General features: G+C 66.9%; 11 protein-coding genes. 5 read left to right on the plus strand and 6 right to left on the minus strand.

The features are described from left to right. The first annotated feature begins 161 nt into the window (after nucleotides 1–161). Nucleotides 162–953 carry a helix-turn-helix domain-containing protein gene (locus NLR35_RS26735; protein WP_257169526.1) on the plus strand — a complete coding sequence of 264 codons (792 nt, stop codon included), beginning with the start codon at nucleotides 162–164 and terminating at the stop codon, nucleotides 951–953. Here NLR35_RS26735 and NLR35_RS26740 read toward each other — a convergent pair. Beyond that, on the minus strand, nucleotides 923–3,505 hold the full coding sequence (locus tag NLR35_RS26740) for a cation-translocating P-type ATPase (protein ID WP_257169527.1): 2,583 nt from the start codon (nucleotides 3,503–3,505) through the stop codon (nucleotides 923–925). The two genes, NLR35_RS26735 and NLR35_RS26740, sit on opposite strands and share 31 nt — an antisense overlap. A gap of 202 nt (nucleotides 3,506–3,707) precedes the next feature. Between NLR35_RS26740 and NLR35_RS26745 the strand changes: the two genes are divergently transcribed. The 4 genes from NLR35_RS26745 (at nucleotide 3,708) to NLR35_RS26760 (ending at nucleotide 10,077) form a co-directional block, all read left to right on the plus strand. Beyond that, nucleotides 3,708–4,574 (plus strand): 3-keto-5-aminohexanoate cleavage protein, encoded by an 867-nt coding sequence (locus tag NLR35_RS26745; protein ID WP_257169528.1) that lies wholly within the window; start codon nucleotides 3,708–3,710, stop codon nucleotides 4,572–4,574. Between the two features lie 120 nt (nucleotides 4,575–4,694). After that, entirely contained in the window at nucleotides 4,695–6,293 is a 1,599-nt protein-coding gene (locus NLR35_RS26750) for an AMP-binding protein (protein ID WP_257169596.1), read from the plus strand. Between the two features lie 170 nt (nucleotides 6,294–6,463). Continuing rightward, complete coding sequence (locus tag NLR35_RS26755) at nucleotides 6,464–8,080, plus strand: acyl-CoA carboxylase subunit beta (protein WP_257169529.1); 1,617 nt, start codon at nucleotides 6,464–6,466, stop codon at nucleotides 8,078–8,080. A 38-nt stretch (nucleotides 8,081–8,118) separates the two neighbouring features. Then, entirely contained in the window at nucleotides 8,119–10,077 is a 1,959-nt protein-coding gene (locus tag NLR35_RS26760) for an acetyl-CoA carboxylase biotin carboxylase subunit (protein ID WP_257169597.1), read from the plus strand. A gap of 367 nt (nucleotides 10,078–10,444) precedes the next feature. On the opposite strand, the gene NLR35_RS26765 is transcribed toward NLR35_RS26760, so the two are convergent. The 5 genes from NLR35_RS26765 to NLR35_RS26785 form a co-directional block, all read right to left on the minus strand. Next, complete coding sequence (locus tag NLR35_RS26765) at nucleotides 10,445–10,807, minus strand: response regulator (protein ID WP_257169530.1); 363 nt, start codon at nucleotides 10,805–10,807, stop codon at nucleotides 10,445–10,447. Further along, the gene (locus NLR35_RS26770) at nucleotides 10,794–12,167 is read right to left on the minus strand and encodes a PAS domain S-box protein (protein WP_257169531.1); all 1,374 of its coding nucleotides are present in this window, start codon (nucleotides 12,165–12,167) and stop codon (nucleotides 10,794–10,796) included. The genes NLR35_RS26765 and NLR35_RS26770 overlap by 14 nt, the downstream gene beginning before the upstream one ends. A 321-nt stretch (nucleotides 12,168–12,488) precedes the next feature. Further along, a complete protein-coding gene (locus NLR35_RS26775; RefSeq protein ID WP_257169532.1) occupies nucleotides 12,489–12,791 on the minus strand; it encodes a cytochrome c in 303 nt (100 codons plus the stop codon). A 12-nt stretch (nucleotides 12,792–12,803) separates the two neighbouring features. Then, complete coding sequence (locus tag NLR35_RS26780) at nucleotides 12,804–13,553, minus strand: CBS domain-containing protein (RefSeq protein ID WP_257169533.1); 750 nt, start codon at nucleotides 13,551–13,553, stop codon at nucleotides 12,804–12,806. Between the two features lie 95 nt (nucleotides 13,554–13,648). Beyond that, a complete protein-coding gene (locus NLR35_RS26785; protein WP_257169534.1) occupies nucleotides 13,649–15,199 on the minus strand; it encodes an AMP-binding protein in 1,551 nt (516 codons plus the stop codon). Nucleotides 15,200–15,421: the final 222 nt, after the last annotated feature.

Raw genomic sequence — 15,421 nt, forward strand, 5'->3', positions numbered from 1 at the left:
CGGGTTCGATGCTGGCGTATCGCCCCGGAATGACGATCTCTCAAAGCAGTGAGTTAACCGCGACAAAATTCGGCAGTCGTCACCGATGACAGCGGCGCGAATTGCGCTATGGTTCTCGTCCAAAGAAGCGGCCGACAGAGCCGCGCCTCAGGAGGAAGACCATGGATGTGACCCGCCGGGACTCCGGCCATCTCATGCTGATCACGCCCGAGCGCGTCTTCTACGCCGGGCTGCTCGGCCGACCGCGCCAGCGCTGCTCTGGCGCGTTCCATATCTATGTCGCGCTGACCGGCAGCCTGCGGCTGATCCCCGATGGCGGCGAGGCACGCTCCGGCGAGTTGCTCGTCGTGCCGCCGAACAAGCAGCACACGATCGAGAGCGACTATCGTACCGTCATCGTCGTGACGATGGAGCCGGAGAGCGTGCCGATCGGCACCCTCGATCGTTTCGCAGCCAAGGTCGCGCGCGAGGCGGAGGCCTATGCCTGCCGCATCCGTGCCGCCTATGAGGAGCTGGTGCAGCGGCCGCTCTCCGGCGACGTCACCAGCGCGGTGTTCGATCGTCTCTGCTTCGGCGAGGTCCTGCCGCAGCGGACGCTCGATCCACGCGTCGTCAAGGCGATCGGCCTGATCAGCCGCTTCTCCGGCGAGCCCGCCACCGCCGAGAGCTGCGCCGCCGCGGTCGGCTTGTCGACCTCGCGCTTCCTGCATCTGTTCAAGGAGGAGACCGACATCTCCTTCCGCTCGTTCCGCGCCTGGAAGCGCGCGCGGCATCTGCTCAACTATGCCAACCAGGATCTCAACCTCGCGCATCTCGCGCAGGACATCGGCTATCCCGATTCGACGCATTTCAGTCATTCGATCCGCCGCTTTTACGGCCTGAAGCCGCGCGCGATCTTCTCCGGCTCGCGTGATCTCGCGATCTATCGTGCCGGCGAGGCCGCGTTGACCTGATCATGTCCTGCTGCGCGCCGTGTCAGCGCCGCGCGCAGCGGGAACTTCGACAATTCGAGCACGATCAGCGTCGCGATGGCGGCCCCGGCCGTCAGCGCGAGATCGTCGGCGTGCAGCGGGCCGAACTTGAACAGCGCCGCGACCGGCGGCACGGTGAGGCTGGTCGCGAGCACCGCGATGACGATCGCGATCACCAGCAGCAGCACGCGATTCGGCCGCAGCAGCGCGTCGCGCAGCGAGCTTGAGAACGAGCGGTTGACGAAGATCAGGCTGACGATCACCGACACCAGGGTGAAGAACACCAGCGCGCGCAGCTCGTCGTCGGGCAGGCCGTTGCGATGCGCCAACAGCAGCACGCCGCCGGTGGTGATCACGGCGAGAACGCCCTGCAGCGCGCCCCACAGCACCAGCGGGCGCGGCAGCAGTGCTTCCTGCGGATCACGCGGCGGCCGTTGCATGATGTCGTCTTCCTCGGTCTCGGCCTCGAACACCAGCGAGCAGACGGGATCGATGATCATCTCCAGGAACGCGATGTGCACCGGGCCGAGCAGCAGCGGCAGGCCGGTGAGGAGCGGCAGCAAAGCGAGGCCGGCGATCGGGAAATGCACCGCGAGGATGAAGCTCATCGCCTTGCGCAGATTGTCGTAGATCCGCCGGCCCAGCCGGATCGCCTTGACGATCGAGCCGAAATCATCGTCGAGCAGCACGATCGCGGCGGCCTCGCGCGCGACGTCGGTGCCGCGGCCGCCCATGGCAATGCCGATATGCGCGGCCTTCAAGGACGGCGCATCGTTGACGCCGTCGCCGGTCATCGCGACGATCTCGCCATCGGTCTTGAGCGCCGAGACGATGCGCAGCTTCTGCTCCGGCATGATGCGTGCGAACGCGGTCGGCGTGCGCGCGGCCCGCGCCAGTGCGTCGTCGTCGAGATCGGACAGCTCGGCGCCGGTGATGACGCGTTCGGGATCGAGCCCGGCCTGCCGGGCAATCGCAGCTGCCGTGGCCGGATAGTCGCCGGTGATCATCAGCACGCGGATGCCGGCGGAACGGCATTCCGCGACGGCACTCGGCACCTCCGCGCGCAGCGGATCGGCGAAGCCGACCAGGCCGCAGAACGTGGTGGCGAAGCCCTGTTGTGTCTCGGGGAGCGCGCCGCCGCTCCAGCGCGCCTCGGCGACGCCGAGCACGCGCAGGCCTTCGGCGGCGAGCGTCTCGATGCGTGCCTTCAACGCGGCCATCTCGGTATCGTCGAGGCCGCACAGCTTGGCGATCGCTTCAGGCGCGCCCTTGGCCGCGACCATGCTGACACCGTCACGCGACCAGACGTTGGTCATGGCAAGCAGATCGGGCCGCAGGCCGTAGCGCCGTTGCAGGATGGCGCCGGTGGCCGCTCCCGGATCGAGGGCCTGCAGCGCCTTCTCCATCGGGTCGTGCGACTGCGGGTCGCAGGCCAGCACGGCGGTCGTGACGAGATCGCGAACATCCGCCGTCACCGCATGGGGCGATGCCGTGGCGGGTTGCAGCACCGTGCCATCGGCGCGCACCAGCCGCGCCACCATCATGCGGTTCTGCGTCAGGGTGCCGGTCTTGTCGGTACACAGCACGGTGGCGGCGCCGAGCGATTCGATCGCCGCAGCGCGCCGCGTCAGCACGCGTGCCTGCGAGATGCGCCAGGCGCCCATCGCCAGGAACACCGTCAGCACGACCGGGAATTCTTCCGGCAACATCGACATGCCCAACGCGATGCCCGCGAGGAGGCCTTCGAGCCAGCCGCCACGGTACAGCGCATACAGCACGACCGTGATGGCCACGACGATGGCGCCGCCGATCGCGAAAGCCATGACCAGCCGTTGCGTCTGCTGCCGCAGGCGCGGCGTCTCGGTCTCCAGCGCGCTGACCGACTGGCCGATCCTGCCGATCGCGGTGCGCGGCCCCGTCGTCACCACCTCGGCGATGCCGCCGCCGCGCACCACGAGACTGCCGGAGAACACGAACGGCAGATCGTCGCCGCCCGCTGTCGTCGTCGGGTCCATCGCCTCGCCGGCCGCCGGCCGCTTGCGCACCGGCACGGATTCGCCTGAGAGCAGCGATTCATCCGTCAGCAGATCATCGCATTCGCGCAGGACCGCATCCGCTGCAACACGATCGCCTTCGGCCAGCACGATGAGATCGCCACGGACGACCTCGCGGCCGGCAATGCGGATGCGCTCGCCGTCGCGGATCACCAGCGCACGTGGGCTGGAGAGATCGCGCAGCGATTCCAAGACGCGCTCGGTGCGCGCCTCCTGCACGATGGTGATGAACACGGAGGCCGAGGCGAACATGCCGAGCAGCACGGCTTCGGCCATGTCGCCCAATGCGAGATAGATGCCGGCGCCCGCGAGCAGCAGGAGCAGCATCGGTTCCTTCAGCACGTCCGCGATCAGCCGGATGATCGAGCGCGCGCCTGCCTGCGGCAGCTCGTTGAAGCCCTCCGCCTGCAGCCGGCGCGCCGCCTCGGCGGCGCTCAGCCCATTCGGAAAAGTCGGCGCGGGTTGTGTATCGCTTGACATTGCACGCTCGGTGAGGAGGCCGGACAGGAACCGCTTAGCGTCGATGGCAGGTCGCAGGCTTGATGCAAAGCAATAACGGGAAAGCGCCGTTCCAACCAGCGAGTCAACGCAAGCAGATGACGCCGCGACATCATCATATGGGCCGACATCTGCACAGCGCTGCTTGCGCGCAGGCCTTCATCGAACGAGTGCCAGCACTGCCATGAGCGACAAAGCCGTCATCACCTGCGCGCTGAACGGCGTGCTTACCGACCCCAGGCAGCATCACGTGCCGGTCACTCCGGAGGAGATGGCGCGCGAGGCGCGCCGCGCCTATGACGCGGGGGCGGCGATCATGCACATCCATCTGCGCCAGCAGGCGCCGGGCAAGGGCCACCTGCCGTCCTGGGAGGTGAACGTCTCGCGCGAGATCCAGCAGGCGATCCGCGAGGCCTGCCCCGGCGTCATCATCAATCACACCTCGGGCGTGTCGGGCCCAAACTATCAGGGCGCGCTCGACTGCATCCGGGAGACCCGGCCGGAGATCGCGGCCTGCAATGCCGGCTCGCTGAACTACCTCAAAGTCAAGGCCGACAACAGCTGGGCCTGGCCGCCGATGATGTTCGACAATTCGGTGGAGAAGATCGGGGATTATCTCGCCGTCATGAAGGGCGTGAACACGATCCCGGAGTTCGAGTGCTTCGACGTCGGCATCGTGCGCTGCGTCGGCATGTATCGCCAGACCGGCATGTATGCGGGGCCGCTCGAATACAACTTCGTGATGGGCGTGGCCTCGGGCATGCCGGCGGATCCCGAGCTGCTGCCGATCCTGCTCAAGCTGAAGCTGCCGGAGGCGAACTGGCAGGTCACGGCGATCGGCCGTGCCGAGATCTGGCCGCTGCACCAGCGCTGCGCCGAGCTCGGCGGTCATCTGCGCACCGGGCTGGAGGATACGTTCTATCTCGCTGATGGCGCCAAGGTGACCTCGAACGGCCAGCTGATCGAGGCGATCGCCGCCTGCGCACGGCGGGCCGGCCGCGACATCGCGAGCCCCGCCGAGGCGCGGCAGATGTTCGGCACGGTGAACTGAACACCAGTCACCGTCATTCCGGGGCGCGCGTGAGCGCGAACCCGGAATCTCGCAAGGCAATCTCTGGATTCCGGGTTCGCGACTGCGTCGCGCCCCGGAATGACGAGCATGAGGATGAAGATGACCTACCTCGACGCCACCGGCGGCGTAGCCGGGCCGGGCCGCATCGGCCGGGTCGCGATCGGCGATCTCCTGAGGCGTGCCGCGCGCCGGTTCCCGGAACGCGTTGCGATCACCGATGGCAGCCGACAGGTCACCTTCACCGAGCTCGAGCGCGACGCCAACCGGTTCGCGAACTATCTCGTTGCCAAGGGGCTGAAGCCGGGCGAGAAGATCTCCACGGTCTGCAACAATTCGATCGATTTCGTCAAAGCGCTGTTCGGTATCCATCGCGCCGGGCTGGTCTGGGTGCCGATCAACACAATGCTCGGACCAATCGATATGGATTACATCCTCGGCCATGCCGAGGTACGTTTCGCGATCATCGATGACAATCTTTACGCGCAGCCGGAGCGCCGCGCGGTGCTGGAGAAGCGCGGTGTCGCGCTGGTCGCCGTCGACCTCATCGGCACGGCGAAAGCTGCCGGGCTCGCGAGCTTCAATGACCTGATCCAAGGCTGCTCCGACGTCGAGCCGGAGATCGAGATCCACGATCGCGATCTCGCGATGATCATCTACACGTCCGGCACGACGTCGCGGCCGAAGGGCGCGATGCACTGCCATCTCGCTGTCGTCATGGCCGTGATGAGCAATTGCATCGAGATGCAGCTGTCGCGCGACGACGGCATCACCGGGCAGTTTCCGCTGTTCCACTGCGCCGGCCATGTGCTGCTCTTGAGCTATCTCTCGGTCGGCGGCCGCATGGCGCTGATGCGCGGCTTCGATCCGGTCGCCTGCATGGAGGCGATCGTACGCGATCGCCTCACCGTGTTCGTGGGCCTGCCGCTGATGTATCAGGCGATCCTCGATCACCCCAGGCGCAAGGAGTTCGATCTGTCGCATCTGCGCACCTGCCTCTACACCATGGCGCCGATGAGCCGGCCTTTGCTGGAGCGGGCGATCAAGGAGCTGTGCCCGAACTTCGTGCTGACCAGCGGCCAGACCGAGATGTATCCGGCGACGACGATGTCGCGGCCCGAGGTGCAGCTGAACAGGTTCGGCAATTACTGGGGCGAGTCGCTGTTCGTGAACGAGACCGCCATCATGGATGACGCCGGCAATCTGCTGCCTCCGGGCGAGATCGGCGAACTCGTGCATCGCGGACCCAATGTGATGATGGGCTACTACAAGGATCCGAAATCGACCGAGGACGCCCGCAAGTTCGGCTGGCACCATACCGGCGATCTTGCCGTCATCGACAACGGCGAGGTGCTGTTCCTCGACCGTAAGAAGGACATGATCAAGTCCGGCGGCGAGAATGTCGCCTCGGTCAAGATCGAGGAGACCTTGCTGGCGCATCCGGCGGTGCAGAACGCCGCCGTCGTCGGCCTGCCGCATCCGCAATGGGGCGAGGCTGTCTCGGCCTTCGTCAAGCTGAAGCCAGGCGCTGACGCGAGCGAGAGCGAGCTGCTGGAGCATTGCCGCAAATCGCTCGGCGGCTTCCAGGTGCCGAAGCTGGTGCGCGTGCTCGAGGAAATGCCGATGACCGCCACCGGCAAGCTGCGCAAGGTCGAGCTGCGCCAGGCCTATGGCGAGCATTTTGCTGCGAACAGCGCGTGAGTCGTCCGTTGACGTCCGGCGTCATTCCGGGATGGCCCGCGCGACAAACCAGCAAAGCTGGTTTGCGCGGAGGGCCGGCCCCGGAATCCATACTCCCGGTCGTGGTTATGGATTCCGGGCTCGCGCTTCGCGCGCCCGGGAATGACGAATAACGAAGAGATCGTTCGCTTATGGCCATCATCGACAACACCATCTCTCCCACCGGCGCCGCGTTCCAGGCCAACCGTGACGGCATGCTCGGGCTGATCGCGCGGATGCGCGATCTCGAGGCGCGGACGCGCAATGCGTCGGCGGCGGCGAAGGATCGCTTCCATCAGCGCGGCCAGCTGCTGCCGCGCGAGCGGGTGGCGCTGGTGCTCGATCCCGGCGCGCCGTTCCTGGAGCTGTCGACGCTTGCCGGCTACATGTTCGATACGCCGGATCCGGCCAAGAGCGTGCCGGGCGGCGGCGTCATCGCCGGCATCGGCTTCGTCTCCGGCGTGCGCTGCATGGTCTCGGCGAACGACGCCGCCATCGATGCCGGCGCGCTGCAACCCTACGGCCTAGACAAGACCTTGCGGGTGCAGGAGTTGGCGCTGGAGAACAAGCTGCCCTATGTGCAACTGGTCGAGAGCGCCGGCGCCAACCTGTTGCGCTACCGCGTCGAGGACTTCGTCCGCGGCGGCAACATCTTTCGCAACTTGGCGCGGCTGTCGGCGGCGGGCCTGCCCGTGGTCACGGTCACGCACGGCTCGTCGACTGCCGGCGGCGCCTACCAGACCGGCCTGTCGGACTACATCGTCATGGTCCGCGGCCGCACCCGCGCGTTCCTCGCCGGGCCGCCGCTGCTGAAGGCTGCCACCGGCGAGATCGCGACCGAGGAGGAACTCGGCGGCGCCGAGATGCACACCGCGATCTCCGGACTGGGCGACTACCTCGCCGAGGACGACCGCGATGCCCTGCGCATCGCACGCGAGATCATGGGCAAGCTGAACTGGGACCGGCCCTCGCATGTGGCGTCGCCGGCGAAGCCGCCGCGCTATGACCAGGAGGAGCTGCTCGGCATCATGCCGCTCGATCACAAGCGCCCCGTCGACATGCGCCAGGTGATCGCGCGGATCGTCGACGACAGCGACTTCGTCGAGATGTCGCCGAGCTACGGCCCGGCCACCGTCTGCGGCCACGCCCGCATCGAGGGCCAGGCGATCGGCATCGTCACCAACAACGGCCCGCTCGATCCGGCCGGCGCCAACAAGGCGACGCATTTCATCCAGGCCTGCTGCCAGAGCCGCACGCCGATCCTCTATCTCAACAACACCACCGGCTACATGGTCGGCCGCGCCTATGAGGAGGCCGGCATGATCAAGCACGGCTCCAAGATGATCCAGGCGGTGACCTCGGCGACCGTGCCGCAGATCACGATCTATTGCGGCGCCTCATTCGGCGCCGGCAATTACGGCATGTGCGGCCGCGGCTTCCATCCGCGCTTCTGCTTCTCCTGGCCGAACGCCAAGACCGCCGTGATGGGCGGCGAGCAGGCCGCCGAGACGATGGCGATCGTCACCGAGGCCGCCGCGGCGCGCCGCGGCAAGCCGGTGGAGCGCGAGAAGTTGGAGGCGATGAAGGCGCAGATCATCGGCGTGTTCGACAGCCAGATGGACGTGTTCGCGACCTCCGCGCGCGTCCTCGACGACGGCGTCATCGATCCGCGCGACACCCGGGCGGTGCTGTCCGAGGTGCTTTCGATCTGCCGCGAGGCCGAGGCGCGCGAGCCGCAGCGGATGCAGTTCTCGGTGGCCAGGCCATGACCGAAGCCGTGACCGAAGCCATGAGCGGAGAGCAGACGATGTCGCGCAGGCCGTTCCACAAGGTGCTGATCGCCAATCGCGGCGAGATCGCGCTGCGCGTGATGCGCACTGCGCGCCGGCTCGGTTACGGCGTGGTGGCGGTCTATTCCGACGCCGACGCCGGCGCGCCTCATGTGCGGCTCGCCGACCAGGCTGTCCGCATCGGCGCGCCGCCGCCTGCGCAATCCTATCTCGACATTCCCGCGATCATTGTCGCGGCCAAGGCGACCGGCGCGGATGCCGTGCATCCCGGCTACGGCTTCCTCGCGGAGAACGAGGATTTCGCACAGGCCTGCAAGGAGGCCGGTCTCGTCTTCATCGGACCATCGCCCGAAGCGATCCAGGCGATGGGCAACAAGGCCGGTGCCAAGGCGATCATGCAACGCGCCGGCGTGCCCTGCGTGCCCGGCTATCAGGGCGAGGACCAGGGCGACGAGGCGATGCTGCGCGAAGCCCGGCGCATCGGCTTTCCCGTGATGATCAAGGCGGTCGCAGGTGGCGGTGGTCGCGGCATGCGGCTCGTGAGCGATGCCGATGCATTCCCGGATCTGCTGCGCAGCGCGCGCTCGGAGGCCGCTGCGGCGTTCGGAGACGGCACCGTCATCCTGGAGAAGGCGATCGCCAACCCGCGCCACATCGAGATCCAGGTGTTCGGCGACAGCAGTGGCAACGCCGTGCATCTCGGCGAGCGCGACTGCTCGGTGCAGCGGCGGCACCAGAAGCTGATCGAGGAGGCTCCGTCGCCGGCCGTCAACGCGGAGCTGCGCGCGCGCATGGGCGCGGTCGCGGTGCAGGCCGTGAAGGCGCTGGGTTACGAAGGCGCCGGCACCTTGGAATTTCTGCTCGACGGAGATGGCCAGTTCTACTTCATGGAAATGAACACGCGGCTGCAGGTCGAGCATCCCGTCACCGAGGCGCTGACCGGGCTCGACCTCGTCGAATGGCAGCTCCGTGTGGCCGCCGGCGAGCCGCTGCCGCTGCGCCAGGAGCAGATCAGCTTCACCGGCCACGCCATCGAGGTTCGGCTGTGCTCGGAGGACGCCGCGCAGGACTTCATGCCGCAGTCCGGGCGGATGGCGCTGTGGCAGATGCCGGATGCGATTCGTGTCGAGCATGCGCTGGAGTCGGCAGCGGAGGTACCGCCCTATTACGACTCGATGATCGCCAAGCTGATCAGTCACGGCGCGACCCGCGAGGAGGCGCGGGCGAGGCTGATCGCCGGGCTGGAGCAGACGGTTGCGCTGGGTGTCGCAACAAATCAATCGTTCCTGCTGTCATGCCTGCGGCATCCGGCCTTTGCCGCCGGCAAGGCGACCACCGGCTTCATCGCGGCGCATCGTGACGAACTGCGCCCACCTCCGGCGACTGCCGGCGATGTGGCGCTTGCTGCCCTGCTGCTTTCCGTCAGCCATCCGCTTGCGCATCCCGTCCGCCGGGGACGCTCGCTCGCGGCCGCCTTTGCGACGCCGCTTCGCTTCGAACTCGACGGCGAGGTGTGCGACTGCGAGCTGCTGCGCGAACGCGACGGCAGCTACCGCGTGATGCAGGGCGGTGCCGAGCAGCGCTGCGAGATCGTCTGGATGGATGGTGACACGATCCGCATCCGCCGCGCCGACATCATCGACGGCGCCCGCTTCGTGCGCGACGGTGATCGCCTGTTCGTGCAGCATCGTGGCCGGGTGCTGGGGCTGCGTGACCTCACGCTGGCAGCGCCGCACTCCACCGCGGCCGCCGGCGGCGACGGCAAGGTTCGCGCCGCGTTGAACGGCCGCGTCGTCGCGGTGCTGGTCAGGCCGGGCGATCGCGTCGCACTGGGGCAGCCGGTCGTGACGCTGGAAGCGATGAAGATGGAGCATGTCCACACGGCCGGCCTCGCCGGCACGGTGAGCGCGATCGAGGTTGCCGAGGGCGATCAGGTGACGACGGGACGGATCGTGGTGGAGATCGGGGGTGAGTAGCTGGCCGGGGCGCATTGTCGTTGGGCAAGGTCATGAGGCCCTGACACATAGACTTCCCGTGCGGCTGCCCCTCACCCCGACCCTCTCCCGGTAAGAACGGGGCGAGGGAGCGCACCGACTTTGTGGCGAATGGCTCGTGTTGTGTTGACGATCCGAGCCTAAATCATTGAGGCAATCTCTTTCGGCATTGGCGGTGCAACCTCTCCCCGCTCTTTGCGGGGAGAGGTCGGATTGCGCAGCAATCCGGGTGAGGGGCATGGCACTCACATAGCCACGTCGGAGGTTTATCGGAGTCGTAGGTCGACACCACACACAAGCGCCGTCCGCAGCTGCCGCCACGCCTCAGTGCGCTCACTGCGCCACAGCCTCACCGCGGCAGTTGCCGCCGTAGCGTTGCAACCAGCCGCGATGTCTGAAACGGCTTCGATAGCAGCGGGGCGGTGGCGAATTCTTCCGGGCATTGGTCGAGGGAATAGCCGGTGACGGCGACGAAGGGGACGCCGGCAGCGCTGAGCGCGCGCGCGATCGGGGCCGAGGTCTCAAGACCGAGATTGACGTCGAGGACGGCGAGATCGCAGCGGTGACGCTGCAGCAGATGCAGCGCCTTGCTCACCGTGGGCGCCACGCCGACGATGGCAAAGCCTGCTTCCTCGAGCTCGATGGACAGATCGAAGCCGATCATGGGATCGTCCTCGACGATCAGAACGTTGATCTTGTCAGCGACGGGCATAGTTGCTGCTGCGGCTGAGGCGTTGCAGGGGGCACCGCAAGTGCCAGCGTAGTCCAGTTGGTGCGAAGTCGACCTCCACCTCCCCGTCGAGCCCGGCACGGACCATGTCCGAGATCACGCGGCTGCCAAAGCCCCTATGCTCGGGGACAGTGACCGGTGGTCCGCCACTCTCGCGCCAGCTCATGTCGAAATCGTCGCCGTCGCAAGACCAGCTGAGGGCGATCCGTCCTTCGTCGCCCGACAGCGCGCCGTATTTTGCAGCGTTGGTGGCGAGCTCATGCACAGCCATGCCGATCGCCTGAGCGGCCTCCGGCGTCAGCTCGATCTGCGGCCCCGCGATGGCGATGCGGTTGCCGATTAGGTCGCGGAAGGCGCCGAGTTGCGAGCGCACGAGGTCGGCGATCGGAATGAAGCGCCAGTCGTTCTGGATCAGCAGATCCTGGTTGCCAGCGATGGCCTGGAGCCGCTCGAGAAAGCGGTTCAGATCGAGCTGCCGGCCATGCCGCGTCATCTGCCGCGCGATGGCCTGCACCAGCGACAGCATGTTCTTGCTGCGATGATTCACCTCGGCGAGCAGGGTGCGCAGCTGTTCCCGCGTCTGGCGCTTGTCGGTGATGTCGCGCACGATCTTCGACGCGCCGATGATGCGGCCGGCGGAATCACGCACCGGCGAGACCGTCACCGAGACATCGATCAGCGCGCCGTCCTTGCGCAGGCGGACCGTCTCGAAATTGTCGATCATCTCGCCCGACACGACGGTGGCGAGGATGCGGTCCTCCTCGGCCTGGCGCTCCCCGGGAATGATCGTGCGGATCGAGCGGTTGATCATCTCGGCTTCCGAGAAGCCGAAGATGCGCTCGGCGCTCTTGTTCCAGCTGGTGACGGTGCCGTCCAGCGTCTTGCTGACGACGCCGTCCGACGATGAGGCGACGATCGCGGCGAGCATCGCCGCGCTGCGCTGCGCCGCCTTGATCGTGGTGACGTCGCGCATGATCCCGGAAACGCCGATGACCTGGCCGTGCCCGTCACGGATCGGCGAGTAGGTGATGGCGACTTCGATCGGACGGCCGTCCTTGGCCAGCCGCACCGTTTCGAAGCTCTCGACCGGATCGCCGCTGCTGACGCGATCGCGGATCGCCAATGCCTCATGCTTCAGCTCGGCAGGCACGATGTCCAGAATCGACTGTCCGATCATCTCTTCGGCGCTGTAGCCCAACATCCGTTCGCACGCCGTATTCCAGCTGCGAATGATTCCGTCCGTGGTCGTGCCGAAGATCGCGTCGGCCGACGCGTTCACGATCGCGGCGAGATAGGCCGTATCGTCATCGGTCACGTGGGGGGCGCCGGGCATTCCGTGCACGTCGCACGCTCCTTGCTAGCAGTTCGGCAGAGAAGATGCCGCGCACCGGATTACCAACTCGTTTGTGTGCGAATGCAAGTTCTATCTCGTTCGCTGCTTGTTGTTGGCTTTTTCGGCAACGAGGACAAGGAGCCCCGCCGTCGGCACACCGCGACGGGTCGTGCGACGTGCTCCAGCTCACGGCGGCGAGTACACGAAACGTCGACTTGACGGTTTTGTTCCAAAGGATCGCGCGGAAGACGGCGGAGGCTCTCCACGGCGCATCCACGTACCGGGTGCGGCGTACAGGGCCGTCGATCAGCGTGCTCGAGATGCGACCGATCACCTCCCCAGACTGAGGATGTAGCCGGCCAGATCGTTGGCGTCGGCGGCGCTCAGGGGGCTGTTCGCCATCGTGGCGTGCGGAAGCAGCAGAAACTTCACCAGCATCTCCCGGGTCAGGCCTTCCTTGGCGGCGATGGCCATGAACGGCCGGGCGCGACGGAATCGCGGCGTCTCGGCGCCGACCACATGGCACTCGGCGCACCAGCGTTCCGCGAGCCGGCGGCCATGGTCGAGATCATCAGCCGCCGCCGGTGTCAGGGGCAAGAGCAGCAACAGCGATATGGCCAGGAGCGGGCGCACGGCAAGGACTCCTCACAGCGGCTGGTCGTCGTCCGTCGAGGGCTGCTCCTGCAGCGAAACGATGTCGCCGCCGCCCAGTTCCTCTTCCGGGGGCGGGTAGACCCACATGTGGTCGCGGACGTCCCGGACACCCTGCACGCTCTTGGCCGCCACGATCGCCGTGGCCCGTTCCTTGTCATCGTGCACCGCGCCGGTGAGATGCGCGACGCCGTTGCGGACGACGACGTTGAAGCGGCAGTGCTTGCAGGCGGCGTGGTCGAGGGCATCGAGGATGGCGCTGCGGATCGCGTCGTCATCGCGGCTGGGCGCCGGCACGGCGTTGGCGAGATCGGCCAGGGTCTGGACGAAATCCGTGTGCGTCACCATGCCGGCCAGCTGGTCACCATTCATGACCGGCAGCCGCTTGATGCTGCGCTTCTCCATGATCTCGGCGAGTTCGGCCAGGCTGGCATCCGTGCCGACGGTCACCGCAGGCCGGCTCATGATGTCGCCGACCGTGCGGCCGTGGGAATGGACGAAGTCGGCGGCGATGCGGCCGCGCCCGACCAGCAGGTCGAGCCAGCGGCCCTGCTTGCGCTCGGTGCCGAGCTCGGCGCGGCGCAGGAAATCGCCATCGGTGACCATGCCGACAAGCCGGCCGGAGGCGTCGACCACGGGCAGGCCGCCGATGTGGTTGCGCAGCATGATCCGGGCTGCCTCGGCCACCGGGGTCCCCGGCGTCACCGTGATCACGGACCTGGTCATGATTTGATGAGCGCGCATGTCGTGTCTCGCGAAATCGCTGCGGTCGCAATTGACGAAGCATAGCGACGCGCCGCTGCGCGCGCTTGACCAGGATCAACGCCGGCCGCGCCGGCCTACACGATCCGCGAGGTCTTGTTGCCCCAATAGCGGTCGCGCAGCAGGCGCTTGTAGAGTTTGCCGGTCGGCAGCCGCGGCAGCTCCTTCTCGAAATCGATCGAGCGCGGCACCTTCTGCCGCGACAGCGACTGCCGGCAGAACGCGATCAGCTCCTCTTCCAGCGCCGGGCCCGGCGTGATTCCCGGCATCGGCTGGATCACCGCCTTCACCTCCTCGCCGAGATCGGCATTGGGCACGCCGAACACGGCGGCATCAGCGACCTTCGGGTGAGTGATAAGGAGGTTCTCGCATTCCTGCGGATAGATGTTCACTCCGCCGGAGATGATCATGAACGTCGCGCGATCGGTGAGATAGAGATAGCCGTCGGCATCGACATAGCCGACATCGCCGACCGTGCTCATCGTGCCGTCGGCCGAGCGCGCCTCCTTGGTGCGCTCGGGGTCGTTGAAGTACTCGAACGGCGATCCCGTCTTGAACCACACCGTGCCGGCGGTGCCGATGGGACACGGCTGCATGGTCTCGTCGAGGATATGCAGGTCGCCGAACAGCACCTTGCCGACGGTGCCGCGATGCGACAGCCATTGCTCGCTGTCGCAGGCGGTGAAACCGAGGCCTTCGGTGGCGCCGTAATATTCGTGGATGATCGGCCCCCACCATCGGATCATGTCCTCCTTGACCTGCGCGGGGCAGGGCGCGGCGGCGTGGATCGCGACCTCCAGCGAGGACAGGTCGTAGCGACTGCGGATCTCCTGCGGCAGCTTCAGCATGCGCGAGAACATCGTGGGCACGAGCTGGCTATGCGTGATGCCCCATTGCTCGACCAGCTGGAGATAGCGCTCGGGATCGAACGTCTCCATGATGATGACGGTGCCGCCGGAGCGGATGGCGAGGTTGACGGCCGCCTGCGGCGCCGAGTGATAGAGCGGCGCCGGCGACAGGTAGACCATGCCCTCGCGACAGCGCCACAGCTTCTCCAGAAAGTCGAAGATCGGCAGCTGCTGCACCGGCGGCTGCTCCGGCAGCGGACGCAGGATGCCTTTCGGACGTCCTGTCGTGCCGGAGGAATACAGCATCGCGGTGCCGACGCTTTCGTCTTCGACCGGCGTATCCGGCAGGCCCGCCGTGGCCTCTTGCAGGCCTATGATGCGCTCGCTCTCGCCCGGCGCGTCGGCAACGATGCAAAGCTCGATTCCGGGCGCCTCCTTCAGCGCCTCGCGCACGATGTCGAGCTTGGCGGTCGAGGTGATCAGCAGCCGGGACTGGCTGTTGTTGAGGATGTAGGCGAGCTCGCCGGGCGTCAGGTAGGAGTTCACGCAGGTGAAATAGAGCCCGGAGCGTTCGCCGGCGCCGCAGGCTTCGAGATAGCGGCTGTTGTTCTCCATGAAGATCGAATAGTGATCGAGCCGCTTCAGGCCGCGCTTGCGGAACAGATGTGCCAGGCGGTTCGAGCGCGCCTCCAGCTCGCGATACGTCACCGCCTCGCCGGTCGCGGCCATGATGAAGGCGGGCTGCAACGGGCGCAGCCTCGCGTGCCTGCCGGTGTACATGTCTGCTCCTCCCACGGCTGCCGTCCGGCGGAAGCTCGGGTGCACGGGAGGAAGAGAGGGCGAAGCGCGGACGATGCTCGCGTCACGTGCTCAGGCGGTTTCCGTCCCACAGCACCATCCTCGGGGGACGGCAGCTTGTTATTTGCCGGCCAGTCTAGCGGACGGGTTCCACGCTGATCAACCGTCGTCTCCGTCCTTTGGCTGAGGCGGGAAGGGATGGGC

This window comes from Bradyrhizobium sp. SRS-191 (assembly GCF_024586915.1).
Lineage (GTDB): Bacteria > Pseudomonadota > Alphaproteobacteria > Rhizobiales > Xanthobacteraceae > Bradyrhizobium.

Coding starts and splice junctions, on each gene's coding strand:
- NLR35_RS26735 (WP_257169526.1), top strand. CDS start 162: ATGGATGTGACCCGCCGGGACTCCGGCCATCTCATGCTGATCACGCCC.
- NLR35_RS26740 (WP_257169527.1), bottom strand. CDS start 3,505: ATGTCAAGCGATACACAACCCGCGCCGACTTTTCCGAATGGGCTGAGC.
- NLR35_RS26745 (WP_257169528.1), top strand. CDS start 3,708: ATGAGCGACAAAGCCGTCATCACCTGCGCGCTGAACGGCGTGCTTACC.
- NLR35_RS26750 (WP_257169596.1), top strand. CDS start 4,695: ATGACCTACCTCGACGCCACCGGCGGCGTAGCCGGGCCGGGCCGCATC.
- NLR35_RS26755 (WP_257169529.1), top strand. CDS start 6,464: ATGGCCATCATCGACAACACCATCTCTCCCACCGGCGCCGCGTTCCAG.
- NLR35_RS26760 (WP_257169597.1), top strand. CDS start 8,119: ATGTCGCGCAGGCCGTTCCACAAGGTGCTGATCGCCAATCGCGGCGAG.
- NLR35_RS26765 (WP_257169530.1), bottom strand. CDS start 10,807: ATGCCCGTCGCTGACAAGATCAACGTTCTGATCGTCGAGGACGATCCC.
- NLR35_RS26780 (WP_257169533.1), bottom strand. CDS start 13,553: ATGCGCGCTCATCAAATCATGACCAGGTCCGTGATCACGGTGACGCCG.
- NLR35_RS26785 (WP_257169534.1), bottom strand. CDS start 15,199: ATGTACACCGGCAGGCACGCGAGGCTGCGCCCGTTGCAGCCCGCCTTC.